This is a genomic window from Algoriphagus kandeliae (assembly GCF_004571135.1).
GTDB lineage: Bacteria > Bacteroidota > Bacteroidia > Cytophagales > Cyclobacteriaceae > Algoriphagus > Algoriphagus kandeliae.
In genome coordinates this window covers 475,352-501,731 of record NZ_SPSB01000002.1, presented here as the reverse complement: position 1 = coordinate 501,731, position 26,380 = coordinate 475,352, and the positions used below count along the sequence as shown (strand labels likewise).

Below are 26,380 nucleotides of genomic sequence, written 5' to 3'. Positions count from 1 at the left end.
AGCGTAGAATCTCTTCAACAGGCTATGAAATTCCAGTTGAGGCTGGGTGGAATTTGCAATTCCACCCTCTTATCCTAACCAATTTTTAATTGGTATCCAGCCGTAAAACCTATCCGCTTAGACCATGTCCAATTACAAATTTGTATTGATCGAGAGGTGTAGTTACAAACTACACCTAGTCAACGTCTTTTTATAAATCCATCCTATTCTAATCCCAGTGGGGGATTTAACAACTGCCAAAGATTTATTATCAAAATCATGTATAGATTAGTTATATTTTTCTTTTTCTCAGTATTTCCTTTTAATGAGCACTTACCTGCAAAAAAGGAAGTTTATCTAATTCTAGATGATTGTATAAACTGGAAAAGAAGTGGGTTTTTGGACAAAAAAAATATGTTCTTTTTGTATAAGGACTTTGATAAAAAATTATTTGAAGAAGTCTTTGAGGTGAATTTTTCACATGTCTGGCTTGCTGATGACAAGAGACTTTCATCCATAAAATTGAAATACTCAGACTTATTAGAAGGCCTCCCGATTTTTTCTTCTGGATTAAGCAAAAAAAATTGGGAAAACCTTAGTAAGTTAAAAGACACCTCATTCTTTATCCTTATACCTGAAGATTACTGCTCTGAAAAGCGGTTTTTGAATGGTTATGAATTTACCCTCTATGAAGTCAACCTCGACGTAACTGCCAGTACGGATGATGTGATCGAACCATTAAATTTGCTTCCCCTTCCAGAAGTGGACTCGGTAAGAAGGAAAAAGAAAAATACAAATTAAGATTATCCGTTAAGTTCATATCCTATTTAGCCAAGTAAAAATAAATTTCCGGTTTACGGAAAGTCAGAAATGATAAATTGAAAATGTAGAATTAAGAATGGCCCAAGTCGAGAGATTTGGGCTGTTTTATTTTTTACCAAATAAAACATGAATTATCAATTTCCCTCCCTTCATCCTCCCCATCTGGGCGTAGAATCTCTTCAACAGGCTATGAAATTCCAGTTGAGGCTGGGTGGAATTTGCAATTCCACCCTCTTATCCTAACCAATTTTTAATTGGTATCCAGCCGTAAAACCTATCCGCTTAGACCATGTCCAATTACAAATTTGTATTGATAGAGAGGGGTAGTTACAAACTACACCTAGTCAACGTCTTTTTATAAATCCATCCTATTCTAATCCCAGTGGGGCTGATCTTAATCTTACCGATGAATGCAACTAAACTAGTCATGAAGAATTTAAACGTTTTAATGATTATACTTTTGTTCTATTCTTGTGATGAAAAAAAAACTGGTACTCCTCCAACATCTCCGCCACTAAATATTCAAAATGAATTGGTTATAATTTTCGATCGAAATAATAGGAATACTATTATTGCTAGTTTTAGAAATGACTTTACAAAAGACTTCTATTTCGTACGAGAAAATTTTGATCCCCCCTTCGATGACCCTAATCTAAATATTAAGGTTTTTCATGGTATAGACCACCAAAATAAACTGATTTCTAGAAAAGAATTAGAACGAATGAACGTATGGTTTGACTCTGAGATGGACTATATGGATTGGTTTTCCTTGAGTTTTGATAAATATTACATTATCTACCAAGATGAGTATTTGGTAAAAGGGTCACTTAAACCGGAGTTTGAGTTTACTGCTTATGAAGTGAATATATATACTGGAGGAATAGAGTAAAATTCTACTTAGGGGATCCATTTGGGCAATTTACCTATAGAGATATTTGAATGGAAAATCCAGAATTTAAAAAATGGCCCAAGTCGAGAGAGATTTGGGCTTTTTTATTTTTTACCAAATAAAACTTGAATTATCAATTTCATTCCCTTCATCCTCCAAATCAATTTGTTTCCTTAATTTTGCGCCCTATGGCAAAGACAGCGAATCCGGCGGAAAACGCCCAATTGAAAGATATAATTGCCCATGCCAAGGAGTATGGGTTTGTGTACCCCAGTTCGGAAATCTACGACGGCCTACAGGCGGTCTATGATTATGGGGCTTATGGGGTTGAGTTGAAAAACAACCTGAAGCGTCTCTGGTGGGAAACCATGACCCGCGTCCATGAAAATATCGTGGGAATTGATGCGGCTATTTTTATGCATCCAACTACCTGGAAGGCTTCCGGCCACGTAGATTCCTTCAATGATCCCATGATCGACAACAAGGACAGCAAAAAGCGCTACCGTGCTGACGTCTTGGTGGAAGAGCATGCTGCCAAGTTGGAGAATGAGGGGAAAGTTGATGAAGCCAAGCAATTGACTGCTGCCTTAGCTCGCTTGTTGGAGGCAGAAGACTTGGCGGGTGTCCGTGATTTGATCATCAATGAAGGCATTACCTGTCCTATCAGTGGCACCTCCAATTGGACCGATGTACGCCAGTTCAACCTGATGTTTTCTACTCAGGTAGGTTCTGTGGCTGACGATGCCTCTACCATTTACCTGCGTCCTGAAACTGCACAGGGGATTTTTGTGAATTTCCTAAATGTGCAGAAAACAGCTCGAATGAAAGTTCCTTTCGGGATTGCCCAAATCGGGAAAGCTTTCCGAAATGAGATCGTCGCCCGTCAATTTATCTTCCGTATGCGGGAATTCGAGCAGATGGAGATGCAGTTCTTCGTTCGCCCTGGCACCGAACTAGACTGGTATCAGAAATGGGCAGATGTTCGGATGAGATGGCACTTGGCCTTGGGTACTCCTGCCGAAAAGCTCCGAAAGCATGACCATGAGAAATTGGCTCACTATGCCAATGCGGCTATGGATATTGAGTATGAGTTTCCATTTGGATTTAAGGAAGTGGAAGGAATTCACTCACGCACAGACTTCGACTTGAAATCCCATCAGGAATACTCCAAGAAAAAGCAGCAATACTTCGATCCGGAGGTCAATCAGAACTATATTCCGTATGTGATTGAGACTTCAATCGGAGCAGATCGCTTGTTCTTGCTTACCCTTTGCAATGCTTACACTGAGGAGACAACCGAGGATAAAACTCGCGTTTACCTGAAGTTCCACCCAGCAGTTGCTCCAGTAAAAGCAGCTATTCTTCCTTTGACAAAAAAGGATGGCTTGCCAGAAAAAGCTCAGGAAATCGTAGAGCTTTTGAAGTATGATTTCAATATCATTTACGAAGAGGCAGCTTCTATCGGAAAGCGATATACCCGTCAGGATCTAATCGGAACGCCATTCTGTATCGCAGTGGATCATCAGACTTTGGAAGACAATACGGTGACCATCCGTCATCGGGATACCACCGAGCAGGAGCGAGTTCCTATATCTGAACTCCATGGCAGAATCGCAGAGGCGACGAGCTTTAGAAGGGTTTTTGAGAGGATTTGATTGGCTGTTAGTGAAGACACTATCAGTGGGGAAGTAAATCAATCGTCATAAGCTATGCTGCTTTTCCGGAAGCAGCATTTTTTTTGTTCTTCGGAATTACAAATTCCGCTAAACGGGGATTGGAAATCATTTGATAGAGCAGAAAAATCCCCCAAGGGAGCCTTAGGGGATTTGAATTGAAAAGGGTAAATTTTAATTACAGCCTGCTACAATATTCGGTGTCATTTTGTTCTTGACGTCAACACCGTTGACTGTTGCACTAGTCCAAATCACCGCTTTGCCACTTGCTTTACAGTCTGGAAGTACGGAGAATTGGAAGGAAGTCCTACCAGGACCACATCGCACATCACCTATCCAGGTTAATACCGAGCTTTTTCCTTTTGAATTAACATCATATACCTTTCCATCCGGTGCAGTATAGGTTCCATTTTCCCCCAAAGGCATTATTTGTGGGAAAGTGAATTGCACCACAGCATCCTCGAGTGGCTCACTAGAGTTGTAGAAAAACTTGATGTTCAGATTATCCTCTGTTTGATAGGACAATGAAGCAGGTGCGCAACAAATATCGAAGAGATAATAAGTCTCATCTACCCAGGATACTTTAGGACCACCGCCATGACTTTCCACAGAAAACTCCATCATATCACAGGCTTCCCAGTCATCCCCAAGAGGAAAGGAATGGGACACCGTACTGCCTTTAGAGACCTCATTAAATTCCGCTAAGTCACCATTAATACTGATTTTAATGGTAGTCTTTGGATTGGGATGTCCTGATTCTGCCAGAATATTATAATCCACCTCCACGATAAATTCACTAGCGGTATTGTAAGCTCTGTAGACGATTTCCTTCTTCACTCCGCCCCCTTCACCTTCTTCTCCATCATGTCCACCTCCTCCTTCTTCGTGGGTATCGGTGGTACCTACTTCATGGTGTCCACCATGATCTCCGCCACCACCACCTGTACCGTCTCCTTCTGCTATTTTCGAATCAGTTTTGACAAAATACTCACCAGTACCAGCCACGATACAATCCGAGGCACAATCAGCCCCTTCATACTCTCGAGCGTTTAAAAGCCTCTGTGAACCAATAGGAATCAAGTTGAATTCCGACTTGGCTGAAGCTTGTTCATTGATCATGTCAACCGTTTCATAAGGACCCATATAACTACAGGCACCTAGGGTCAAGCCCAATACGGCCAGCCACCATAAATTTGTGTTGAATGCTTTCATAGTTGTATAGTTTATCTATATGGAAGTTACTCAACCTATTAGCACAAAAAGGGTAGTTCGCATCACCTGATGAGGTGATATTGCTCAGGGAAAAAGATGGTTTGGGAGAAAAATTATCAGGGAAATTCTACAAACACAGGTGAGCCTATTCCTAGCCCTTAGGTGTTTAATTTAAAAGTGACTTTGAAGGAGAATTCGGTAACCATCTGTCATTTGGATACCACCGAACAAGAGCGAGTGCCTAACTCTGAACTTCATGGCAGAAGCGACAAGCTTTAGAAGGATTTTTGAGAAGATTTGATTGGCTGTTAGTGGAGACACTAACAGGGGCGAAGTAAATCAATCGTTATCAGCTATGCTACTTCCGGAGAAGCAGCATTTTTTTGTATTCTTCCGGATTTGTAATTCCGAAGCAGGCTAGTAGGATTTTTAATCTGGCAATTCTTATGACTGGAGTTATTTCCAGATTGGAAATCCTATCATAAATCCTCACGATTGCAAATCCAAGGGAGCAAATTTAAATCCGGCAATTTATTGTTTTTGGGCTTTTCCTAAATTTCTACCAACTTCTGGGCTGATTGTGTAGTTAAAAAGCAAAACCATATTCATGTCCCAAAAAGCTCTAATAGTTGGTTCCGGTATCGCCGGCATTGCCTCATCCATTCGATTAGCTATCAAAGGTTATCAAGTTGAAGTCTTCGAAGCCAATGCCTACCCCGGAGGAAAGCTGTCCGAAATCCAATTGGGAGGCTACCGATTTGATGCGGGTCCTTCGCTTTTTACCTTGCCTGAGCAGGTTGAAGAACTTTTCAGACTGGCAGGCAAAGACCCACAGGAACATTTCGATTATCAAAAACTGGAAGTTGCCTGTCATTATTTCTGGGAGGATGGCAAGCAAATCAAGGCTTGGGCTGATATTAATCGATTTGCTGAGGAGGTGGAAACCAAGTTGGGAGAACCTGCCCAGCATATCCGACAAGCACTGAAAAACTCAGCCTATATCTATGAGCATTTGGCACCGCTTTTTATGCATAGATCCCTGCATCAGCTCAGCACTTGGACCAATGCACAAGCCATCAAATCCTATTTGAAAATGGGGAAGTTGGGGATTTTCTCCACCATGAACCAAGCCAATAAGAATCAATTCCAAAATCCCAAGCTCGTTCAGTTATTCAATCGCTACGCAACCTATAACGGTTCGGACCCTTATCAGACTCCCGCTACTTTGAATATCATTCCGCACTTGGAGTTTAATATCGGAGCATATTTCCCTAAAAAAGGTATGCATGATATCACGCTCAGCCTATACCAACTTGCCTTGGATCTGGGAGTGAAATTCCATTTTAATTCCAAAGTGGAAGAAATTCTGGTGGAAAAAGGAAAAGCAGTGGGGATTCTGGTCAATGGTGAAACCCATTCTGCGGATGTAATAGTCAACAACATGGATATGGTGAACGCTTATAAAACCATTTTGCGAAAGCAAAAACAGCCTGAAAAATTACTGAGCCAACCTAAGTCCAGTTCCGCCCTGATTTTCTACTGGGGGATCAAAAAGAATTTTCATGAATTGGGTCTGCACAACATCCTCTTTTCGGATGATTACCAAACCGAATTTGAACATATATTCAAGAAGGGATCGATTTACCAGGACCCAACGGTTTACATCAATATCACTTCTGTCTGCAAACCTGATGATGCTCCGGAAGGCTGCATGAACTGGTTTACAATGATCAATGTACCAAACAACCAAGGACAGGATTGGGATAGCTTGATAGCGAAAGCCCGAAAAAATATGATCTCCAAGATCAACCGAATTCTAAATACCGACTTGGAATCGCTGATTGAAGTGGAGGACGTTCTCGAGCCTAGAAGCATAGAATTCAAAACCTCAAGTGCAAATGGTGCATTGTATGGCAACAGTTCCAACAATCGCTTTGCTGCCTTCCTTCGTCACGCCAACTATTCCTCGGATATCAAAAATCTCTTTTTCTGTGGCGGCTCCGTCCATCCTGGAGGAGGAATCCCGCTGAGTCTGCTTTCGGCGAAGATTATGAGTGGCTTTATTCCAAGTCCATAGACCATGGTCAATAGTCAATGGAGAATTTTCATTATTCGATATTTGGGTTATAAAGTGGGAAAGTTAGAAAGTTGGAAAGTTCGGGCAAAGACTCTAAGCTTCACTTCCAACCCTACCATCGTAAATCGTACTTCGTCAATCATAAATCACAAAAGTGATTCTATCGCTTCCTGAATCAGGTCCTGCTCGAATCCCCTTTGCATCAAATAACCCACGACTTTGAAGCGCTTCTTGTAAGGGTCAGGTTCCTTGGTTTTTTCCCACTTCTTCTCCGTCTCACCCAATAAGGTATCGTAATATTCCACCGGGTCTATTTCGGCCAAGCCTTTTCGAATCAAAGACTCGGGGATTTGGCGCATTTTCATTTCCATTCGAATTCGGTTTCTCCCCCACTTCTTCAGCCGAAATTTTCCTCGAGCAAATGCTCTCGCAAAGCGCTCCTCATCCAAAAATTTTTCCTTCAGCAAAAAATTGATCAACTCTTCCTCCTTTTCACCAGAAATGCCTTTTTCAAACAGCTTTCTGCGAACATCCCAAACACATCGCTCCTGATAAGCACAAAAGGCAGCAATTTTTTCCTTGGCCTCTTCAACAGTCCATGTGGTTTTTCGGGTATGCTGCGGGTTATTCCTTCCCCAACCGGACATTTTGATTAATTTTAGAGAAAATTTCTACTCAAGTTTCTCTCAAACCTAACAAAATTTTAACTGACGATGCGAAAGAAAATCATAGCCGGGAACTGGAAAATGAACATGACCTATGAAGAGGGTCAAAAACTCACCTCCGAAATTGTTCAAATGGCCAAAGACGAAAATTTGGACGGAGTGACACTGGTTCTTAATCCTCCTTTTCCTCACCTCTATGTGGTAAAAAAATTGATCGGAGGAACTTCAAATATCTTCGTGGGCGCACAAAACTGTTCGGATAAAGAATCCGGTGCCTATACCGGTGAGGTTTCAGCTCCAATCTTGGCTTCTTTTGGCGTGGATTATGTAATTATCGGCCACTCTGAGCGAAGAGAATATTTCAAGGAAAGCAATGAACTACTCGCTACTAAAGTGAAGCAAGCATTGGCCGCTGGTTTGACACCAATTTTTTGCTGTGGAGAGTCATTGGATATTCGGGAAGCAGGCACGCATGAGCCTAATGTCAAATACCAATTAACTGACAGCCTTTTTGACCTTTCGGCTGAAGAAATTTCAAAAGTTGTGATTGCCTACGAACCTATCTGGGCTATCGGAACCGGTAAAACTGCAACTGCGGAGCAAGCTCAGGAAATGCACTATGCATTGAGAAAACACCTTGCTTCCAAATACGGAAAAGAAGTTGCTGACTCCATTTCCATCCTTTACGGCGGAAGTATGAAGCCTTCCAATGCAGCAGAACTCCTTTCTAAACCAGATGTAGACGGAGGACTTATCGGAGGAGCTTCCTTGAAATCACGAGACTTTATTGACATTGCCAAATCCTACTAAAAGGGATGGACTATCGGGAATTTAAGATCACCTGCTCGGAGGACTTTCGCGAAATTCTAATTGCGGAATTATCTGAAATTGGGTTTGATGCCTTCTTGGAAACAGAGGAAGGCTTTGATTGCTATTCTCCTTTGGAAGGCTTTGATCAAGTGGCTTTTGAAGAGATCATTGATCGCTATCGAGAGCCTGCCCAAATCGAATTCAAAGAAAGCCTCACCCAAAAAGTCAATTGGAATGAAGAATGGGAAAAAAACTACGACCCCATCGCCGTTGATGATTTGGTCTATGTCCGGGCGTCTTTTCATCCCCCAAAAGGTGGTTTCCGATATGAAATTGTAATCAATCCCAAAATGTCCTTTGGTACGGGACATCATGCTACGACATTTCAAATGCTTCAGCTTCAGGGGCAAATTGATCATCAAGGAAAAAGAGTTTTGGATGTAGGTTCAGGAACAGGAATTTTGGCCATTATGGCTCATCTTCTGGGAGCAGAATCCGTAGAAGCATTTGATATCGATGATTGGTGTGTGGATAATGGAAATGAAAATTTCCAACTTAATCAGGTGCCTGCTCAGATGGGATTGGGAACCATCCGCGATGTCAATCCACAAGGTCCTTATGACATTATCCTAGCCAACATCAATAAGAATGTTTTGTTGGACGAATTGGAAATTTATGCCCAACTGATGAAGCCCGATGCTTTTCTTTTGCTGAGCGGTTTTTATTCAGAAGATATTCCGGATTTGGTTGATCATTGCAAAGGGCTAAATCTGGAATTGATTCAACAGTCGACCCATGATAATTGGGCTGCTTTGGTCTTCACTAAAAAATAATATGGAGGAATTGATTCTTTATGCTGTCCTATTTTTGCTATTGATTGGACATACGCTTTTGGCTGGAAAAATGTACCGCAAGGTCCATGAAAATTCCAGCCTGACGATTCAGGAAAAGAATGATTGGAAGCTAAAAGCCTTGATTTTCCCAGGATATTTTTGGTTTCAATACCAAAAAAGTGAAGGCAAATCTTCGTAAAATCCCTTAATTCAAAGTCTTTTTTAAAAAATCAGTCCAATCGAAAGTGAAGAACTTTCGTAATTTAAACGCATGGAGTACGTCTGGAAAACAAAGCCTAAAGCCTCTCAGGCAGCACTGGAAAAGCTCAGTAAGGAAATCAATGTGAATCCTACCTTGGCGAATGTGCTTATCAATCGGGGAGTTGAAAGCTTTGATCAGGCCAAGGATTTTTTCCGACCAAGCTTAAGCCAATTGCATGATCCTTTTTTAATGAAGGGAATGAGCCATGCGGTAGAGCGTATTGAGCAAGCAATTAGCTCTGGTGAAAAAATCCTTGTTTACGGAGATTACGATGTGGATGGCACCACTGCTGTAGCACTTGTTTTTAGCTTTTTGAAGGGATTTTATCCCAAAGTGGATTTTTACATTCCCGATCGCTATAAAGAGGGGTATGGTATTTCAGAACGAGGCGTACGATTTGCTGCCGAGGAAAATTTCTCTTTGGTTATCGCCTTAGACTGTGGCATCAAAGCCATTGATAAAGTCGCTCTTGCCAAGGAGTTGGGAGTGGATTTCATTATTTGCGATCATCATACTCCTGGGGAGACCCTTCCTGAAGCAGTGGCTGTTTTGGATGCCAAACAAGAAGATTGCCCTTATCCTTACAAGGAATTGAGTGGATGTGGAGTTGGCTTTAAATTGATTCAGGCCTTTGCCAAAAAACGAGGGATGGATGAATCTGGTCTGTATGCCTACCTCGATCTGTTGGTGGTGAGCATTGCGGCTGATATTGTCCCAATTTCTGGAGAAAATCGAATTTTGGCCTATTACGGATTAGACCGAATCAATAATACCCCAAGACCCGGTCTTAAGGCTTTAATCCTCCGTTCCAAAATCGAAAAGGAAATTGGCATCTCGGATATCGTCTTCAAAATTGGACCACGGATCAATGCCTCCGGCCGATTGGAACATGCCAAGGCTTCAGTTGAATTATTGATTTCTACCGATCTGGATGAAGCATTGGAGCGGGCAAAAGTCGTGGATGAAGTCAATGCAACTCGGCGGAATTTTGACGAAAACATCACCAAAGAGGCCTTTGAGATGATCGCTGCCCGAGAGCAGGAACAAATATGGAACACCACTGTGCTTTTTAAGGAAGATTGGCATAAGGGAGTGATCGGCATTGTCGCGAGTCGATGCATTGAGAAATATTATAGGCCTACCATCATTCTCACAGAATCCAATTCCAAGGCTACAGGAAGCGCACGCTCAGTGGTGGATTTTGATATTTACGAAGCCATTTCCGAGTGCAGCGATTTGTTGGATCAATTCGGAGGACATAAATATGCGGCAGGTTTGACCCTGTCCGTTGACAAAGTGCCGGCTTTCCAGGCAAAATTTGAAGAAGTTGTCAAAAGCAGAATTGAGGAAGTCCACCGTAAACCTGTCATTGAAATTGACGATGAATTGTTGTTGGATCAGATAAATTACCGTTTTTACAATATTCTAAAGCAGATGGCGCCATTTGGGCCAGGGAATCCGGAGCCTATTTTCAGAATTTCGAATGTCTATGCCGAGGATGTGGTGGTTTTGAAGGAAAAGCATTTGCGTTTCAAAATAAAGCAGGATGGCCAGGAGACTACACCTGTTTGTCTTGGCTTTGGCATGGCTGACCGGGCAAAAGATCCTGATTTGACTACGGTGAATTTTCTTCGCTCCAAAATGCGATTTGACTTGGTAGCAGAAATGCGGGAAAATTTCTTCCGCGATAAAAGTAGCTTGCAACTCTACGTGAAAGATATCAAATTCGACTAAGATGATACTGAAAGCCGAACATTTGGTCAAAATATACAAAGGACGACGAGTGGTCAATGATATCTCCGTAGAAGTCAGTCAAGGAGAAATCGTGGGGCTTCTAGGACCTAATGGAGCCGGGAAAACAACTTCCTTTTACATGATTGTCGGTTTGATTCAACCGAATGAGGGAAAGATTTTTTTGGATCGGGAAGACATTACGGGACTTCCAATGTATAAGCGGGCCCAGCAAGGAATCGGTTATTTGGCGCAAGAAGCTTCGGTTTTTCGAAAGCTTTCCGTCGAAGAAAATATCATGGCCGTTTTGGAAATGACTGACCTTCCCAAGCAGGCCCAAAAAGAAAAGATGGAGAGTCTGCTCGAGGAATTCAGTCTAACTCATGTGCGAAAAAACTTGGGAATGGTTCTTTCCGGAGGAGAACGCCGTCGAACTGAAATTGCTCGGGCTTTAGCAGTTGACCCTAAATTTGTATTGCTGGATGAACCTTTTGCTGGAGTGGACCCGATTGCTGTGGAAGAAATCCAAACCATCGTTGCCAAACTCAAAACCAAGAACATTGGCATTTTGATCACGGACCACAACGTGAATGAAACGCTTTCCATTACTGACCGGGCTTATTTGATGTTTGAGGGTAGACTTCTCAAAGCTGGAACAGCAGAAGAACTAGCAGCTGATGAGCAGGTTCGAAAAGTCTATTTGGGAAGCCATTTCGAGTTGAAACGCAAAACTTTTACGAATTAATGGAGGTCATTAACAGTTTTATGACCTGGATCTTTAAGAGTCGCTTGGGGCAAATAGAAAGCTTCAAGCAGGATCCACATGCCATTCAAGCGGGAGTTTTCAAAGAATTAATTGAAGCCGGAAAGCAAACCAAGTTTGGAAGAGAATTTGGCTTTTCATCTATTCGAAACTATGAGGATTTTTCCAAAAAGGTCCCTCTTTTTGACTATGAAGGCCTGAAACCTTTCATCGATAGAGTAATGAAAGGGGAGCAGGAGGTACTTTGGAATACGGAAGTTGAATGGTTTTCGAAATCCTCCGGCACCACTTCTAGCCGCAGCAAATACATCCCTGTCACTGAGGAAAGTTTGGAGGATTGTCATTTCAAAGGAGGAAAGGACATGGTTACCCTCTATGTGAATAATTATCCTGACTCCAAGCTTTTTTCAGGAAAGAGCCTATCAATTGGCGGTTCGCTGGAAAAGAACCCTTTAAACCCTTCCGGTAGTACCAAGGCTGGAGATATTTCAGCCGTCATCATGAAAAACTTACCCATTTGGGCTCAATTCGCCAGGACCCCATCTTTAGAGGTCGCATTGATGGGAGAATGGGAGGCGAAAATTGAAAAGATGGCCCGGGAAACAATGAATGAAAATGTGGTCAGCATTGCCGGAGTGCCAACCTGGACCATCGTCCTTCTTCGAAAGATTTTGGAAATCAAAAAAGCCAAACACATTCTTGAGGTTTGGCCAAATCTAGAAGTGTTTTTTCATGGAGCAGTAGCTTTTGGCCCCTACAAGAGTCTTTTTGAGGAATTGATTCCTTCCGAAAAGATGCGATACATGGAGACATATAATGCATCAGAAGGATTTTTTGGACTCCAAGACCAACCCGATTCTGAAGAACTTCTGCTCTTATTGGATTATGGGATTTTTTATGAATTTATCCCTATGGATCATTGGGATGATGAAAATCCTCAGGCCATTCCCTTGGAAGATGTAGAAGTGGGAAAAAACTACGCAGTGGTCATTTCAACCAACGGAGGTCTCTGGCGATATAAAATCGGAGATACCATTCGTTTCACTTCTACCAAACCATATCGCTTTAAAATTTCGGGCCGAACCAAGCATTTCATCAATGCTTTCGGTGAAGAAGTGATTGTAGAAAATGCCGAAAAGGCGATTGCTTACGCTGCCGAGCAAACGGGGGCAAGCATTGAAAACTTTACTGCCGCACCTGCCTATTTTGGAAATTCCGGCGAAAAGGGAGCTCATGAATGGATTATTGAGTTTGCCAAAAATCCTTCAGATGTTAATCGCTTTACTGAATTATTAGATCAGCATTTACGAGAAATCAACTCTGATTATGATGCCAAGCGACATAAAGACCTAGCCTTGGTAAAACCAATCATTCATGTGGCCGAAGAAGGTCTTTTCCAAAATTGGCTAAGCCAAAAAGGAAAATTAGGAGGGCAGAATAAGGTACCTCGACTTTCTAATAACCGGGAATATTTGGATGAGCTTTTAAAGCTGATGAAATAACTTATTGACCAGAAAGTACCTCTTCGACAAAAGATCGAATATCCCTCGCTAGAGCTTCAAAATCTTCTCGACGGTTATACATCATGTGCCCAGCTTCATAATATTTCATCTCGATTCGCTCCTGTGGGAAATCATGCCTGGCAAAGGTAAATTCCGCATCAAAAAATGGAGTAATTAGATCATAATAGCCATTGGCAACCATTACTCGCATTTTTGTATTTCGGTGCATGACCTCACTTAGTCCTCTTGCAGTACTCACATAGCTAGGCTCCCAGTAGCTTCCGTCCGGAACAGGTCTCCATCGCCATTTTCCCCCAATTTCTCCATTTGAGGATAAATAAGGGATCTCCATTTCTACCCCTAATTCATTGAGCAGGTAGGAATTAAAGGCTGCGGTGTAGGCTCCCTCAGTCATATAATCACTTGGATCCCCCAAAACTGGACCTTCCGCAACTTGATCCGTTTCTTCCGCTGCAAAGCGACCATCCAAGGTTCCAATAGCCTTTCCCTCCTCTCTCAAAAGTTCTTTTTTGAAGCGATGCATCAAAACTTGGTTGTCGGACCGAAGAATGTATTCTTTATCCAATCCAGTGAAATAAGCTAGCTTCTCAGCAATTTGCTCCTGTCGTTCTTTTGATAGTCTCTGTCCCTCAAAAAGAGAAGGCAGGTATTCCAGGTAGGCAAAATTTCGTGCTTCTTGGGCAAATTCCTCCAGACTTTTCCCTTCCCCAGCTTTACCATGGTATCGGGCAGTGACCGCCATCGAAGGCAAATAGGTAAAAAAGGAAGTCAGGTTATCAGGCCAGGAAGAAGAACCCGCATAATCCAAGGCCTGTGAAATTAAGATCAATCCATTAAGTGCCACATGTTGTCCATCGCCTTCCAAGACTTCCGCAACCTTTGCAGCTCGGGTGGTTCCAAAACTCTCACCTGCCAGAAATTTAGGAGCTTGCCAACGGTTGTTTTCGCGGATCCAAATTCGAATAAATTCAGCAATAGACTGAGCATCTTCAACCAATCCCCAATAATCCTCCACTTTCCCCTTTTCAGTAACTCGGCTGAAGCCTGTACCTATAGGATCCAAAAAAACCAAATCCGCCAAATCCAATAAGGCCATGGAGTTTGCCTCCGTAATGTAAGGAGCGGCCCCATCATCTTCTTTGGCATCCGAGTCAACACGGACCACTTTCGGACCAAAAAAACCCATGTGCAACCAAATGGAAGAAGAGCCAGGGCCACCATTAAAAATAAAAATCACAGGTCGCGATTGATCAGCTCCCTCCTTGATATAACTCGTACTCCAAAAAGAAGCCGTCACTTCATTTTTGGAATTTTTAAGGAAGGTTTCTTTCATCACCGATCGGTATGCAATCCGTTGTCCATTGAAAACTCCCGTATGGTTCCGTTCAAAAACTCGAGGACTTCGCTGAATAGAAGTAGAATCTTGAGCGAAGCTGAGCTCTAAAGAAAACAAACAAAGAATAAGGAAAGCAGGTATAATTTTTCTCATGACTTAAAATAGTTTTGCCCCATTAGGCACTTTACGTTCTACAGAAGTAAGGACTACTCGACCTTGTTCATCGGGAAATCCGGTAATTAAAATTTCAGACATAAAGTCTGCGATTTGTCTAGGTTTGAAATTAACTACGCAAACAACCTGACGACCTATCAATTCTTCAGAAGAATAGAGATCAGTAATTTGAGCTGAGGACTTTTTTACTCCCAATTCAGCCCCCAAATCCACCCAAATTTTATATGCGGGTTTCCTAGCCTTTTCAAAATTTTCGACTCGAATTATGGTCCCAGCGCGAAACTCTAATTTGGCGAAATCTTCGTAGTCAATCGTTTGCATAGACAATTTTTTTATTAATTTTAGAACCTTTTACAAAACTCTCAGTTTAAATCAGGTAAGCTCAACTTAAAGATGTCAAGAAAATCAATATTTTCTTTTTCCAAAATTGGATTATTCATCTGTTCCCTTTTGGGATTCTGTCTTTTGTCAGAAAAATCTATGGCTCAGACAGAGCAAGATAAGCCAATTATGGAATCCAACCGTCCATTAGATAAGCAAATTCTCGAGGAGGATTTGGGACTGCATCACGAGCCTTTAATCACTCCGAATGCAGCCAAGCCAAATCAGGAATCTAAAAATATTGCACCGATCATTCCTTCCACTCCTATTCGAAGAGAGGTAGTCATCGGACCAGAAGGTAAGAAAACCGAAACTCCTTCTACCTTGTCATTCAATATTTTCCTTTACGTACTGGAAAAATTCAAAGCGGATTAATTTGTGTTTTCTTAATAAATAAAAAGGGACCTTTTTCTAAGGTCCCTTTTTTATGCATGTTGGTTAAAAATTTTTCAAGCCCTTTGACTCAATTCTAACCGAGATTTATCCTTCCTTTAGAAATTTCTCCAAGTCATTCAGAGAAATTTTTCCCTCATAATAGGCCCTTCCAAATACAGATGAATGAACTCCCATATCTCGAAGTTCTCTAAAATCATCAATTCCCCGTACGCCGCCACTTGCCGCTAGCTGAATTGAAGGAAACCTTTCCAATATACTTTTATACAAATCAAAATTAGGCCCTTCCATCACTCCGTCCCGGGTCACGTCAGAAACTTTCAGGTATTTCAGGCCTCGCTCGTAGAAAAATTCAATATGATCGTATAAATCTATGCTTGTTTTTTTCAACCAGCCCCGGATTTTAATTTTATGGTCTGTTGGATTGGTATCAGCAGCCAAGTTTATCTTCTCACGACCATAGGAAAGAATGAACTGCGCAAAACGCTCTGGGTAATTTGCGGCGGCAGAAGATATGGTAACAGTCTTAGCTCCATACTCGAAACATTTGATCACATCTCCATCGGTAGTGATACCTCCGGTAAAATCAACTTTGAGATTGGTATATCCAGCAATTGCTTCCAGTATATGGTAGTTCTTCGGTTCTCCACGTCTTGCACCATCCAAGTCTACCAAATGAAGTCGCTTGATTCCAATGGATTCGAACTCCTGAGCGATTCCCAAGGGATTGGTTGATACCACCTCCTCGGTAGCAAAATCCCCACGCTCTAGGCGCACACATTTGCCATTAATCAACCAAATAGATGGTATTATTTCAAACATAATTAGTTGCTATTGAGGTGATTTATAAGTTAAGCATTAAAAATTTGAATCCTAAAGATAATACAGAAGTAGACTACCGATCTAAAATTACGGTCAAAACTTTACAATTTTTTAAACAAAAGCACCTGAATTCTAGGATTTCCACACCCAGCTCTCGATTATTTTTCAAAATATCAATTTAGCCACCTTTCCTTTAGCGCCTGAAGCCCATACGCTTTCTCCTTCTCTGCTTTTGAATATCGCATGGAATCCTTCCGAAGAAAAATTCTCCCAGGAATCTCCCCCATTTTCGGAATAGTCCGATCCAGATGGCCCAATTGTAATCAGCCAGGAGTATTTTGGAAAATAGGTTACACCAGATCGATAACCTGCTGGTGAAGAATCCTTTTTCTCTTTCCAAGCCTTTGTGGTTATATCAAAAACTCCCCAATTTTTTTCGGTACCCTCAGGCTTCAAATAATCTCCACCAACAACCACTATTTCCTCGTTATCAACCTCTACAAGCGAAAATATTCCTTGTGATGATTCCCCCTGAATAATTGGTGAGGGATATCGAAACCAAGTTTTTCCACGATCCGGAGAATGATGTAAAAAGGAGAAACTTCCTCCACTTCCTAACCAAATATCATCTCCAAAAGCCAAAAGAGAGCTTGCGGAAGCAGCAAATCCCGCCTCTCCTTCTTCTGCTTTCGGTAGAGAATCCAGCAAGGTCCAAGAATTTCCTTGGTCCAAAGTCTCATAAATCATCCAAAATCCATCTACCGGATCCCCGAAAACATAGCCTCGATTCTCATCCGCAAAACTGATCCCATCAAAAAATGCCTGATCTGATTCAATGAGCTTCAAATCCCAGCTTTTTCCTCCGTCTGTAGTTTTATAAATATGAGCTGGTTGACCCGCTGTAACAGCGACAGCCTTTTCAGCATCAAAAGCATGAATGGAACGGAAGTCAACCGTATCGATTCCTCCTATCACTCCTGTTGCCCAAGTTTCTCCTCCATCTATAGTTCTTAACCAAGTTCCTCCAGATCCACTAGCCCAAACAACATCATCTGAGACAGGGCTTAGCCCTCTAAGTGAGGCCTCAGTTGGAGTTTCCAAAATCTTCCAACCTATTGGCTTAACGGAGACTTCGTTTTGTTTTTGATTTTGACAAGAAAAGCATCCTACTAAAAATCCTATTTCTAGTAGGATAAGGAAGGCTTTTTTAAACTTTAACATCTACTTTTCGATAGGCTTCAATCAAAGCTAACTCTCCTTCTTTTCCTGCTTGCGCATTTCCATGTTCCATCCCCAAAATCCCTTTAAAACCTTTTTGATGAATGTAATTGAATACGTTTTCGTAGTTAATTTCTCCAGTTCCAGGTTCCTTGCGGCCAGGATTATCACCGATTTGGATATAGGCAATTTCCTCCCAAGTTTTTTCCATGGTAGCGATCAGATTTCCCTCATTTCGCTGCATGTGATAGATATCGTAAAGGATTTTACAGGAAGGACTTCCAACAGCTTGGCAAATCATATATGTCTGATCGGCATGCCGTAGAAAAAGATCCGGATTGTCACTCAAAGGCTCCATCACCATAGTCAACCCATGAGGTTCGAAAATTTCTGCTCCTCGTTTCATAGCCTCAATAACATTGGCAGTCTGAATTCCTAAAGGCAAATTCCGCTCAAAATACCCCGGAACGACCGTCATCCATTTGGCATTTACTCGCTTGGCGGTATCCACCGCTGCGCGGCAGGTTTTGAGAAAATTATCCAAAAACTCCTGCTTGCCTGTGGCCAAGGAAACCTTCCAATTATCTCCTCCATCAATTACGAAAACGCCCATTCGCATCCCTAATTCATCTAAGGTTTTTCCTATCTGCTCCTGAATTTCCACGGGACGCTGAAGCATACCATTGTCTTCAAAAGAACGGAAACCCTGATCTGCCATGAATTTAAGTTCGTCAATGATTCCTCCCGGAGCATGATTTCTAAACATGCCAAAGTGCGGAGCAAAATCCATGGTAAAAGCATCTGCTTTATTATTATCTCGGGGACTTGGGAAGGCCAAACCTCCAGAAACTCCCATCAAAACTCCACTTAAACCGGCTTTTTTTATAAATCCTCTTCTTTTCATGGCTTAAATCACTTTAGTTTTTCCTGGAATTGCATGTGGGTAATATCCATCTTCATTTGGAAGAATTTTGGGAAGTGCATCCCAAGCAAGTTCATCCGGGAAAAGATCAACTGTACCATTTAAAGCTTCCTCCCAGGTAATGACTTTCCCGGAATAGGTGGCATAACGTCCCATAATAGAAGTCATGGTACTTTTGGCTGCATTTTCAGCATCCGCAAATTTGTACTCGCCCTTCACAAGTGCTGCCCAAAGTTCATCATGCTCTTGCTGATAAGGATTTGGATTATTTTCCCGGTCATGCGTATAAAGGGCATTTCCCTTCCAATCTGTCAAATTTCCGTGATTTCCTGCGCTGAGGTAGGCTTTCCCTTTTGTTCCTTGAAAGCTTTCATCTACCCGATTGGCCGCTCCAGGAAAATGCCGGCATTCACTGTGAATGACTGAGCCATCTTCATAAGTAAAAGTCAATACATGATGATCAAAGATTTCTCCATGATCTTTTCCAGTACGGACTAATCTTCCCCCGGTACCTTCTGCTTTTACAGGATATCCTTGCTTTACCCAGTTGGCCACATCAATGTTATGCACATGCTGCTCAGTAATGTGATCCCCGCATAGCCAATTGAAGTAATACCAATTTCGCATTTGGTATTCCATTTCTGTTTGACCAGGCTGACGCTCTCTCACCCAAACACCGCCATCATTCCAATAAACCTGACCTCCAATGATATCTCCAATTTCCCCATCGTGAATTCTTCTAATCGTTTCCCGGTAATTGTTTTGGTAATGCCGTTGTAAACCGACCACTACATTCAATTTCTTAGCCTTCGCCTCTTCAGCTGCTGCCAAAACACGACGAATTCCAGCAGCATCAGTGGCCACTGGCTTTTCCATAAAAATCTGTTTTCCTTGACGAACGGCCTCCTCAAAATGACTTGGCCTAAATCCTGGAGGGGTTGCTAAAATCACCACATCAGCTTCGGCAATAGCGTGTTTATAAGCATCGAAACCTACAAATTGCTTTTCTTGGGGAACCTGAACTTTTTCAGGACCATATTTCGCCAAAATAGGCTTTAGGCTATTTTCCAATCGGTCCTGAAAGGCATCCGCCATGGCTACGAGTTTTATTGGATGCCCTGTTTCAAACGCTTGAAAAACTGCTCCAGTACCTCTACCCCCACATCCAATCAAAGCTAGTTTCAGGTGATTATCAGGAGCAGCATAAGCTCCGGGAATTGTAAATGGAGAAGTCATCAGTCCTCCTGCCACTAGAGCAGAACTTTTGATAAAGGTGCGTCGGGATGAGTCTGTTTTCATAGTGTTATTTTAGGTTTAATAGTCATCGATTGGTGCTTGCCCATAATAGGCCTTGATTTCTTCCTCACTGGGTGGATTTAATGGGCGAACAAGTCTGATTCCCAGAAATGGAGCCTCTGGAAACCACCATTGGCTCTTTGGAATCTGAGGGTCAATCTGTTTCCATTTAGGATCACTGACAAATCTTCGGGTAGAACTGATTTCATCAGCTGAATGCTTGAAACTTCCTCCACGGACCACTCGAGGATATAAATTAACAGAAGGATTCAGTGGATTTTCCTTGGGAGCATTTTTATAAAACTCGGGATCATATTGGTCGGAAGTCCATTCCAAGACATTCCCGTAAATGTCATACAAGCCCCATGGGTTGGGCTTTTTCTCGCCTACCTGCTGAGTAGTTTCATTTGAATTTTCCTTAGTCCAAGCATACTCTGACATAAGGCTAAGGTCTTCACCAAAAAAATAAGAGGTGTTTGTCCCAGCTTTAGCTGCATATTCCCACTCCGCTTCTGTAGGTAATCGGTAAAAGACTCCAGTCTTAAGATACAACCAGTGGCAAAATTGTATGGCTCCGTACTGCGTCATACCCACAGCAGGCTTTCCTTCCTTTCCCATCCCAAAGGTCATATCCAAATACGGCAATGATGGACGGGAAAGCCCATCCACTCGTTCACCGATTGGCTCCTCTGAAATAGCCAATTCGTAATTTTTGTCTACGAAAAGCTCAAAAATATCCCAAGTTACCTCATGAGTTCCCATCCAAAAGGCATCCAATTCAACCAAATGGGCTGGTTTTTCATCCTCCTTGTCGCTTTCATCCGAACCCATCTCAAAAGATCCTTCAGGAATGGGGGTCATGGTAAAGTCTAGGTTGGTCCCAGGGATTTTTTGCTGATAAGGTTCAAAAGATTGATTATCAAAATCTACCTTTTCACTTTGGAGCAAAATCACTATTGAAAGCCAGAAAATATATTGAATCATGGGCTTGATGAGTAGGCTTACATTCTTTTAACAACCTCTTTTTTAGGGATTTTTATGGACCACATTCCCCGCAAATCCCCTACTTTATGTCCTTTGGCTTGATCTTCAGGATAAAGCTCTTCTAAGACTTTGAGTGCCTCCTCATTGATTTCTTTTCCTGGCTCACCATGGCAGTTGAGACAGAGCCCTCCGGGAATGACGATTGCTTTGGTGTAAAGCAACTCCTCTCCTTCGTTGATTTTTTGAATATTTGGAGCAAGTGGGTTCCCATTTTCTACATCATACTCGTAGGTTTCTAGGTATCGCCGCTCCATTTCAGTGGGTTGATCTGCTGGATTTCGATAGCGATTGGAAGCTCTCCGAATTTCTACTCCATAGGGTTTCCCAACGTCCTCCAAGATTGACAAGGCTTGAACATTACAAAATTCAATGGCACCCGGAATTCCTTTTTCAGAAATTGCTTGCTGTAATTGGTTGACTAATTGTTGCTGCGCCTCCATACTTATAGAATCTCCCCAAACCATGGCTGCGTCGATGATTTCGGCCTCACTTAACTTTTTGACTTCCATTGCCTCATTCACCTCTTCAAAAACCTCTTTGGAGACTCGCTCCCCACTTCCGCAGGCGCTTAAAAGCACAGAAATTGCTACTATTGAAAATATTTTTTTCATCATTAATTGCTTTTTGAATAAGCTAAATCTACTAATCAATCGGCATAAATGATAGCAATGAAGGGAATTGGTTTGGCGAACGATATACAAACTTTGACAAGTGGGGAAATCACTTAATTTTGTTTAAATAGAATTCTTAAAAATGAAACGAGTCGGCCTAGCCTTATTTTTTATTTTTCTATCAGCAAGTCTAGCAGCGCAAACTTGGACCCGAATGCAGGGCTGGGGATTGGATCTTTCAGCAATTTTTTGGATCGATAGCCAAACTGGGATAGCTGGAGGTGAAAATTTACTTATTGAAACTAAGGATGGTGGACAAACCTGGAGTGAAATCCCTTTCAAATTTGAAGGAAATATTCTCGCTATTCACATTAACTCTGACTCAGAAGGTTTTGCTGTAGGTAAGAATGGACTGATTTTAAAAACAAGTGATGGTGGGGAAAGCTGGAAGTCTGAAAAAATCACTTCTTCGGATAATTGGAATGAAGTTCTTTTCAATGGAGATAACACCTGGCTATTAATTGGAGAAAGCGGTTTAGTTATACGGAGCCGAGATTTTGGAGGAAAATGGGAAGACATTTCCCCTTACCCAAAAAAAGAGATTTATGGCGGTGAATTCATCAATAACGACTCTCTTTTCTTAGTCGGAAGCCAGGGTCTAATTCTCCGAAGTTGGGATCAAGGAGATCTATACGAAAATCAAATTAGTGGAACCACCAACAATTTATTTGGTGTCGCATTTTCATCAAGGGAGGTTGGGTATGCAGTTGGTGAAAACGGGACAATTTTAAAAACACAGGATTTTGGAGAAACATGGACTTCTCTGAATTCCGGCCTCACAAAAAATCTTAAAGAGGTTGCAATTTCTGCTTTGGATGCCAGAATTTTTACAGTCGTTGGAGAAGATGCCGCTGCCATTCGATCTACAAATGAAGGAGCTACTTTTTCCATTGCTAACTTAGGAGCCGGAAATAATCGAAATCTTGCTGATTTAGCCTATTTACCCAACTCAAATGTGGTCTGGGCTGTCGGAGAAACTGGGTATGTTATTTCCTCTACAAATGCCGGAGCGAGCTACACTCAGCGTCAAGCTGGTCAAGACATTGACTTTTTGGAGGTTGATTTCAAAACGGATCGATATGGTTTGATTGGGGGTGAGGAAGGGAAATTATTCGTTACATCCAATTTCGCACAAAGTTTGGTTGCAAGACCCATTCCCGAATCCTCCACAATTCGTGGTTTGAGCTTTTGGAATGGCTCTTTTGGATATGTTTCTACAGAGAGCTCAAAAATCTACCGAACCACCAATGCAGGCAGCACTTGGCTTGACGTAACTCCCCCCGAAAGCAATGTCATTAATGGTTTTTATCTTTTCGCTCCATCTGTATTCTACGTTGCCGGAAATGATGGCTTTGTTGCTAGTTCATTCAATTCAGGAGACAGTTGGAATGATCTCCCGACTACGGATACTGAAAAAGACTTCAAGGCAGTCATGTTTTTTGATTTTGTCTATGGAATAGCAATTGGAGATGGAGGAGAAATTTCTTTCTCGACTGGCGGAATCCAATGGTCTAGTATGAATTCCCCAACCACAGAAAATTTAAATGGCCTTGCCAAGTTGGATGAATTTACAGCTATCGTAGTTGGCAATAAAGGAACAATTCTAAAAACAGAGGATAAGGCTACTTCATGGCGAGTGATAGAAACTGAAATCTCAGAGGATTTACTCTCGGTAGATTTTTTTGATAATCAATACGGTTTTATATCGGGTAAAAACGGGCTAACCCTTGCTACCAAAGATGGAGGCGAAACTTGGCAACAAATTGAAACCGGAACTTCCAGAGACCTTCATGGAATAAGTGCTGGAACTCCCTTGATTGCCTATGCTGTAGGGGATGACGGTACCATTATAAGATACAATTGTACTCCCCCGGAGGGAACTCTAAGCGAGATTCAAGGACCTAGTGAAACCTGCCTTCAATCCCAAACTTACCAAATCGAAGATAGCCCCATTCCGGGTTCCACCATCGTTTGGAGGGTAGATGGTGGCGAAATTATTTCTGGGCAAGGGACATCCCAAATAGAAGTTCAATGGATTGACCCAGGAAGAAAGGGTGTCTTTGTAAGTCGTCAAAATTTTTGTGGAACCGGCGAAACGTCCTATATCGAAGTCATTGTCTCCGATCTGCCCCCACAAACTCTTCAAATCGAGGGGCAAGGTGCCACCTGCACCAACCAAACCGAGACCTATTCTCTCCCAAATCTAGAAGGTGTGAGCTATAACTGGAGCTCCGAAGGGGGAGAAATCATCTCAGGCCAAGGAACCTCATCTGTGGAAATTCGTTGGAATTCACCTGGATTTACCGAAGTAATCGCTGTACCCCAAAATTCCTGCGGAACCAATCCTCCTATCAAACTCCCAGTTCAAATTTCTGCTTTACCAGAACAACCTTCCGAGATTTCCGGAGAAAGTATTGTTCCCCCGGGAGAATTTACCTATCAAATTCAAGTTGAAGAAGGCTTAAATTATCAATGGACTATTGATGGAGGTGGACGAATCCTAGCAGGTCAAGGAACAGAGTCTATTCGAGTCCTTTGGGAAGAAGAAGGAGAGTTCGTGCTAAGTGTTGCAGCTCAAAATGCTTGTGATTTCGGGCCGGCTCGAACTATGCCTATTCAGGTAAGTCTGATTACAGGACTTGAGCCCTCACCTGATTTGGAAGGGTTAAAAATTTATCCTAATCCTAGTTCGGGTACCTTATATATCAAAGCAGAATTTTTGGATCGCTGGTATCAAGCTGAATTAATTTCTAGTCAAGGACAAGCCTTAATTCAACATGAAATTCCTCAAGGTTTGGAAAGCTTGGAATTTACTGATTTGAAGCCTGGCATGTATTTTATTCGATTACTGGGTCCCCAGAATACATTTGTGAGAAAGATTGTAGTTCATTAAAAAATTTCTCATCCGTATAGGATTTTTTTAAAGGTTCAAAAACTGAATCGTTACCAAATTTTATTTGGTGTTTAAAAAAGGATATACTTTTTGTTAGGCAAATTCAAAATATGTTCCTGAAAATATAATTTAGACAAAATATTATTAGGATTTAAAATTTGAAAAATCGAAAAAAAATATCCTGATTTGGGAAATATTTAAACCCAAATATAACCATGAGATCCCTAGCACCTGAAAGCCTCATGATGTCCTATGGCTACCATCCCGAGTGGTCAGAAGGCGCCGTCAAATGTCCCATCTTTCAAACCTCCACATTCGTCTTCAAAAGTGCCCGTGAAGGAAAGGAGTTTTTTGAAATTGCCTATGGCAAACGAGAAAAATCACCGGGTGAACAACCTGGACTAATTTATTCCAGATTAAACAATCCTGACTTACAGATTTTAGAAGAGCGCCTTACCTTATGGGATGGTGCAGACGAATGCGCTGTTTTCGAAAGTGGGATGTCTGCTATTTCCACAGTCCTTCTTGAATTTTTAAGACCAGGAGATGCCTTATTGTATAGTAAACCTGTCTATGGCGGTACAGACCATTTTATCAATAAAGTACTTCCCCAATACCAAATCCAAGGAGTAGGTTTTACCAATTTTATGGATGAGGAATCTTTGATGACTTTGGCAGAAGGAAAGAAAATTCGCCTCATCTATGTAGAAACTCCAGCAAATCCTACCAATGCACTATTTGACTTACAGCTTTGCCGAAAAGTAGCAGACCGGCTTAGTACTCCTGAAAATCCAGTCTATGTAGTTGTAGATAATACCTACATGGGACCTCTTTGGCAGCACCCGCTAAAATTGGGAGCTGATTTGGTTGTTTATTCAGCTACCAAATACATTGGAGGCCACTCTGATTTGATTGCTGGAGCAGTTCTAGGAAGATCAGAATTGATGGTGCGAGTTAGGACTTTACGAACTTTCCTGGGCAATATGGCCGGACCTTGGACAGGTTGGTTGCTAATGCGTAGCTTGGAAACTTTGAAAGTTCGAATGACGCAGCAGGCCCAAAATGCTGAGAAAGTGGCTAATTTCTTACGGAATCACCCTAAAGTAAGCAAGGTCTATTACCTAGGTCATTTAGAGGAAAATGACCCTCAATATGAAATTTTCAAGCGTCAATTGAGTTGTGCTGGCGCAATGGTTTCCTTTGATGTGATCGGAGGAGAGGATGCGGCATTTCGGTTTTTGGATGGATTGAAATTATTCAAACTGGCCGTTTCTCTTGGTAGTACAGAATCCCTTGCTGAGCACCCTGCTACCATGACCCATAGTGATGTGGATGAACAGGATAGGGCCGAGATCGGAATCTCTGAAAACCTGGTTCGCTTATCTATCGGAGTGGAATACTTTGAGGATCTTATTTGGGATATATCCCAAGCTCTAGACCAAGTCTAAAAATAAAAAGGCGGGGATTATTCCTCGCCTCTAATTTTTACATATTGGAAGATATCCCCTATACTTCCTCGCTTAATGTAGGCTTTTCGAAGAATAGCTTCAGGCACATAACCTGCCTTTTCCAAAACATGCATGGATTCTCCATTGTAGTCATAGACCTGAGCAAAAATCCGCTGTATATCAAAACGATCAAAAAGGTAGCTGGTATATAGCTTTATCGCTTCTGTTGCAATTCCTTTACCCCAGAAAGGTTCACCAATCCAAAAGCCTAATTCCACATTTGTGCTAAGTTCATCTTTGCCTCGCTCCGAGCCAATGGCTCCGGCTAGCTTACCTTCAAACTCAATTGCAAAATTTTGAGGAGGATTGAATTTTTGGTTATGCTCAATCCAATGCCTCGCATCATGAATCGTGTAGGGTTGCGGAAAGCTATCCCGAAGATTCATGGCTATTTTGGGGTTATTGGCCAAAGGGTACAGCTGATGAAAATGAGTTTCATTCCAATTGACCAAATTAATTTCTCTTTCTCCTGCTAATATCATA

The 26,380-nt window shown here is 41.9% G+C and carries 24 protein-coding genes; 13 read left to right on the top strand and 11 right to left on the bottom strand.

What is annotated here, in order from left to right:
• Window positions 1-258 precede the first annotated feature (258 nt).
• The 3 genes from E4S40_RS06800 to E4S40_RS06790 all read left to right on the top strand — a co-directional run bounded on the left by E4S40_RS06800 (window position 259) and on the right by E4S40_RS06790 (window position 3,345).
• Window positions 259-780: a hypothetical protein gene (locus tag E4S40_RS06800; protein WP_135072507.1), complete on the top strand. Its 522-nt coding sequence runs from the start codon at window positions 259-261 to the stop codon at window positions 778-780.
• Window positions 781-1,228: 448 nt separating this feature from the next.
• Window positions 1,229-1,690, top strand: a complete 462-nt coding sequence (locus E4S40_RS06795; RefSeq protein WP_135072505.1) for a hypothetical protein — start codon at window positions 1,229-1,231, stop codon at window positions 1,688-1,690.
• Window positions 1,691-1,878: 188 nt separating this feature from the next.
• Complete coding sequence (locus E4S40_RS06790) at window positions 1,879-3,345, top strand: glycine--tRNA ligase (protein WP_135072503.1); 1,467 nt, start codon at window positions 1,879-1,881, stop codon at window positions 3,343-3,345.
• A gap of 192 nt (window positions 3,346-3,537) precedes the next feature.
• On the opposite strand, the gene E4S40_RS06785 is transcribed toward E4S40_RS06790, so the two are convergent.
• Window positions 3,538-4,575, bottom strand: a complete 1,038-nt coding sequence (locus E4S40_RS06785) for a hypothetical protein (RefSeq protein ID WP_135072501.1) — start codon at window positions 4,573-4,575, stop codon at window positions 3,538-3,540.
• 607 nt (window positions 4,576-5,182) lie between these two features.
• Here E4S40_RS06785 and crtD point away from each other — a divergent pair.
• Entirely contained in the window at window positions 5,183-6,652 is a 1,470-nt protein-coding gene (gene crtD / locus E4S40_RS06780; RefSeq protein ID WP_135072499.1) for a 1-hydroxycarotenoid 3,4-desaturase CrtD, read from the top strand.
• A gap of 146 nt (window positions 6,653-6,798) precedes the next feature.
• On the opposite strand, the gene E4S40_RS06775 is transcribed toward crtD, so the two are convergent.
• Window positions 6,799-7,299, bottom strand: coding sequence for a regulatory protein RecX (locus E4S40_RS06775; RefSeq protein ID WP_135072497.1), 501 nt, complete (start codon window positions 7,297-7,299; stop codon window positions 6,799-6,801).
• A 66-nt stretch (window positions 7,300-7,365) separates the two neighbouring features.
• Between E4S40_RS06775 and tpiA the strand changes: the two genes are divergently transcribed.
• From tpiA to E4S40_RS06745, 6 genes are all read left to right on the top strand, one after another.
• Window positions 7,366-8,127, top strand: coding sequence for a triose-phosphate isomerase (tpiA, locus tag E4S40_RS06770; RefSeq protein WP_135072495.1), 762 nt, complete (start codon window positions 7,366-7,368; stop codon window positions 8,125-8,127).
• A 5-nt stretch (window positions 8,128-8,132) separates the two neighbouring features.
• A complete protein-coding gene (prmA, locus tag E4S40_RS06765) occupies window positions 8,133-8,960 on the top strand; it encodes a 50S ribosomal protein L11 methyltransferase (protein ID WP_135072493.1) in 828 nt (275 codons plus the stop codon).
• 1 nt (window position 8,961) lies between these two features.
• Complete coding sequence (locus tag E4S40_RS06760; RefSeq protein ID WP_135072491.1) at window positions 8,962-9,159, top strand: hypothetical protein; 198 nt, start codon at window positions 8,962-8,964, stop codon at window positions 9,157-9,159.
• 72 nt (window positions 9,160-9,231) lie between these two features.
• Entirely contained in the window at window positions 9,232-10,956 is a 1,725-nt protein-coding gene (recJ, locus tag E4S40_RS06755) for a single-stranded-DNA-specific exonuclease RecJ (protein WP_135072488.1), read from the top strand.
• A 1-nt stretch (window position 10,957) separates the two neighbouring features.
• Complete coding sequence (lptB, locus tag E4S40_RS06750) at window positions 10,958-11,698, top strand: LPS export ABC transporter ATP-binding protein (RefSeq protein WP_135072486.1); 741 nt, start codon at window positions 10,958-10,960, stop codon at window positions 11,696-11,698.
• Window positions 11,698-13,218 carry a GH3 auxin-responsive promoter family protein gene (locus tag E4S40_RS06745; protein WP_135072484.1) on the top strand — a complete coding sequence of 507 codons (1,521 nt, stop codon included), beginning with the start codon at window positions 11,698-11,700 and terminating at the stop codon, window positions 13,216-13,218. Before lptB ends, E4S40_RS06745 begins: the two co-directional genes overlap by 1 nt.
• Before the next feature lies 1 nt (window position 13,219).
• Here the strand turns inward: E4S40_RS06745 and E4S40_RS06740 are convergent, their stop codons facing one another.
• Complete coding sequence (locus tag E4S40_RS06740) at window positions 13,220-14,728, bottom strand: S10 family peptidase (protein ID WP_135072482.1); 1,509 nt, start codon at window positions 14,726-14,728, stop codon at window positions 13,220-13,222.
• 3 nt (window positions 14,729-14,731) lie between these two features.
• Complete coding sequence (locus tag E4S40_RS06735) at window positions 14,732-15,070, bottom strand: tRNA-binding protein (RefSeq protein WP_135072479.1); 339 nt, start codon at window positions 15,068-15,070, stop codon at window positions 14,732-14,734.
• Window positions 15,071-15,229: 159 nt separating this feature from the next.
• Between E4S40_RS06735 and E4S40_RS06730 the strand changes: the two genes are divergently transcribed.
• Entirely contained in the window at window positions 15,230-15,505 is a 276-nt protein-coding gene (locus E4S40_RS06730; RefSeq protein WP_135072477.1) for a hypothetical protein, read from the top strand.
• Between the two features lie 105 nt (window positions 15,506-15,610).
• On the opposite strand, the gene E4S40_RS06725 is transcribed toward E4S40_RS06730, so the two are convergent.
• The 6 genes from E4S40_RS06725 to E4S40_RS06700 form a co-directional block, all read right to left on the bottom strand.
• Entirely contained in the window at window positions 15,611-16,345 is a 735-nt protein-coding gene (locus tag E4S40_RS06725) for a 1-(5-phosphoribosyl)-5-[(5-phosphoribosylamino)methylideneamino]imidazole-4-carboxamide isomerase (RefSeq protein WP_135072475.1), read from the bottom strand.
• Between the two features lie 165 nt (window positions 16,346-16,510).
• On the bottom strand, window positions 16,511-17,566 hold the full coding sequence (locus E4S40_RS06720; RefSeq protein ID WP_135072473.1) for a WD40/YVTN/BNR-like repeat-containing protein: 1,056 nt from the start codon (window positions 17,564-17,566) through the stop codon (window positions 16,511-16,513).
• Window positions 17,553-18,467 (bottom strand): hydroxypyruvate isomerase family protein, encoded by a 915-nt coding sequence (locus E4S40_RS06715; protein WP_135072471.1) that lies wholly within the window; start codon window positions 18,465-18,467, stop codon window positions 17,553-17,555. Before E4S40_RS06715 ends, E4S40_RS06720 begins: the two co-directional genes overlap by 14 nt.
• 3 nt (window positions 18,468-18,470) lie before the next feature.
• Window positions 18,471-19,784: a Gfo/Idh/MocA family protein gene (locus E4S40_RS06710; RefSeq protein ID WP_135072469.1), complete on the bottom strand. Its 1,314-nt coding sequence runs from the start codon at window positions 19,782-19,784 to the stop codon at window positions 18,471-18,473.
• A 15-nt stretch (window positions 19,785-19,799) separates the two neighbouring features.
• Entirely contained in the window at window positions 19,800-20,765 is a 966-nt protein-coding gene (locus tag E4S40_RS06705) for a formylglycine-generating enzyme family protein (protein WP_135072467.1), read from the bottom strand.
• Between the two features lie 17 nt (window positions 20,766-20,782).
• Complete coding sequence (locus E4S40_RS06700) at window positions 20,783-21,436, bottom strand: Tll0287-like domain-containing protein (protein ID WP_135073089.1); 654 nt, start codon at window positions 21,434-21,436, stop codon at window positions 20,783-20,785.
• A 142-nt stretch (window positions 21,437-21,578) separates the two neighbouring features.
• Here E4S40_RS06700 and E4S40_RS06695 point away from each other — a divergent pair, with 142 nt between their 5' ends.
• Together E4S40_RS06695 and E4S40_RS06690 are read left to right on the top strand one after the other, a co-directional pair.
• Window positions 21,579-24,389 carry a YCF48-related protein gene (locus E4S40_RS06695; RefSeq protein WP_135072465.1) on the top strand — a complete coding sequence of 937 codons (2,811 nt, stop codon included), beginning with the start codon at window positions 21,579-21,581 and terminating at the stop codon, window positions 24,387-24,389.
• Window positions 24,390-24,604: 215 nt separating this feature from the next.
• Window positions 24,605-25,837 carry a cystathionine gamma-synthase family protein gene (locus tag E4S40_RS06690; protein ID WP_135072463.1) on the top strand — a complete coding sequence of 411 codons (1,233 nt, stop codon included), beginning with the start codon at window positions 24,605-24,607 and terminating at the stop codon, window positions 25,835-25,837.
• 17 nt (window positions 25,838-25,854) lie between these two features.
• Here E4S40_RS06690 and E4S40_RS06685 read toward each other — a convergent pair whose 3' ends face one another.
• Complete coding sequence (locus E4S40_RS06685) at window positions 25,855-26,379, bottom strand: GNAT family N-acetyltransferase (protein ID WP_135072461.1); 525 nt, start codon at window positions 26,377-26,379, stop codon at window positions 25,855-25,857.
• Window position 26,380 lies beyond the last annotated feature (1 nt).

Bases quoted from the DNA above. Each gene is read 5' to 3' on its own strand.
- E4S40_RS06695 (WP_135072465.1), top strand. From the start codon at position 21,579: ATGAAACGAGTCGGCCTAGCCTTATTTTTTATTTTTCTATCAGCAAGT.
- E4S40_RS06715 (WP_135072471.1), bottom strand. From the start codon at position 18,467: ATGAAAAGAAGAGGATTTATAAAAAAAGCCGGTTTAAGTGGAGTTTTG.
- E4S40_RS06795 (WP_135072505.1), top strand. From the start codon at position 1,229: ATGAAGAATTTAAACGTTTTAATGATTATACTTTTGTTCTATTCTTGT.
- E4S40_RS06760 (WP_135072491.1), top strand. From the start codon at position 8,962: ATGGAGGAATTGATTCTTTATGCTGTCCTATTTTTGCTATTGATTGGA.
- E4S40_RS06790 (WP_135072503.1), top strand. From the start codon at position 1,879: ATGGCAAAGACAGCGAATCCGGCGGAAAACGCCCAATTGAAAGATATA.
- tpiA (WP_135072495.1), top strand. From the start codon at position 7,366: ATGCGAAAGAAAATCATAGCCGGGAACTGGAAAATGAACATGACCTAT.
- E4S40_RS06720 (WP_135072473.1), bottom strand. From the start codon at position 17,566: ATGTTAAAGTTTAAAAAAGCCTTCCTTATCCTACTAGAAATAGGATTT.
- prmA (WP_135072493.1), top strand. From the start codon at position 8,133: ATGGACTATCGGGAATTTAAGATCACCTGCTCGGAGGACTTTCGCGAA.
- E4S40_RS06725 (WP_135072475.1), bottom strand. From the start codon at position 16,345: ATGTTTGAAATAATACCATCTATTTGGTTGATTAATGGCAAATGTGTG.
- crtD (WP_135072499.1), top strand. From the start codon at position 5,183: ATGTCCCAAAAAGCTCTAATAGTTGGTTCCGGTATCGCCGGCATTGCC.
- E4S40_RS06745 (WP_135072484.1), top strand. From the start codon at position 11,698: ATGGAGGTCATTAACAGTTTTATGACCTGGATCTTTAAGAGTCGCTTG.
- E4S40_RS06690 (WP_135072463.1), top strand. From the start codon at position 24,605: ATGAGATCCCTAGCACCTGAAAGCCTCATGATGTCCTATGGCTACCAT.
- E4S40_RS06785 (WP_135072501.1), bottom strand. From the start codon at position 4,575: ATGAAAGCATTCAACACAAATTTATGGTGGCTGGCCGTATTGGGCTTG.
- E4S40_RS06705 (WP_135072467.1), bottom strand. From the start codon at position 20,765: ATGATTCAATATATTTTCTGGCTTTCAATAGTGATTTTGCTCCAAAGT.
- E4S40_RS06800 (WP_135072507.1), top strand. From the start codon at position 259: ATGTATAGATTAGTTATATTTTTCTTTTTCTCAGTATTTCCTTTTAAT.
- E4S40_RS06700 (WP_135073089.1), bottom strand. From the start codon at position 21,436: ATGAAAAAAATATTTTCAATAGTAGCAATTTCTGTGCTTTTAAGCGCC.
- E4S40_RS06735 (WP_135072479.1), bottom strand. From the start codon at position 15,070: ATGCAAACGATTGACTACGAAGATTTCGCCAAATTAGAGTTTCGCGCT.
- E4S40_RS06740 (WP_135072482.1), bottom strand. From the start codon at position 14,728: ATGAGAAAAATTATACCTGCTTTCCTTATTCTTTGTTTGTTTTCTTTA.
- E4S40_RS06775 (WP_135072497.1), bottom strand. From the start codon at position 7,299: ATGTCCGGTTGGGGAAGGAATAACCCGCAGCATACCCGAAAAACCACA.
- E4S40_RS06730 (WP_135072477.1), top strand. From the start codon at position 15,230: ATGGCTCAGACAGAGCAAGATAAGCCAATTATGGAATCCAACCGTCCA.
- E4S40_RS06710 (WP_135072469.1), bottom strand. From the start codon at position 19,784: ATGAAAACAGACTCATCCCGACGCACCTTTATCAAAAGTTCTGCTCTA.
- recJ (WP_135072488.1), top strand. From the start codon at position 9,232: ATGGAGTACGTCTGGAAAACAAAGCCTAAAGCCTCTCAGGCAGCACTG.
- lptB (WP_135072486.1), top strand. From the start codon at position 10,958: ATGATACTGAAAGCCGAACATTTGGTCAAAATATACAAAGGACGACGA.
- E4S40_RS06685 (WP_135072461.1), bottom strand. From the start codon at position 26,379: ATGATATTAGCAGGAGAAAGAGAAATTAATTTGGTCAATTGGAATGAA.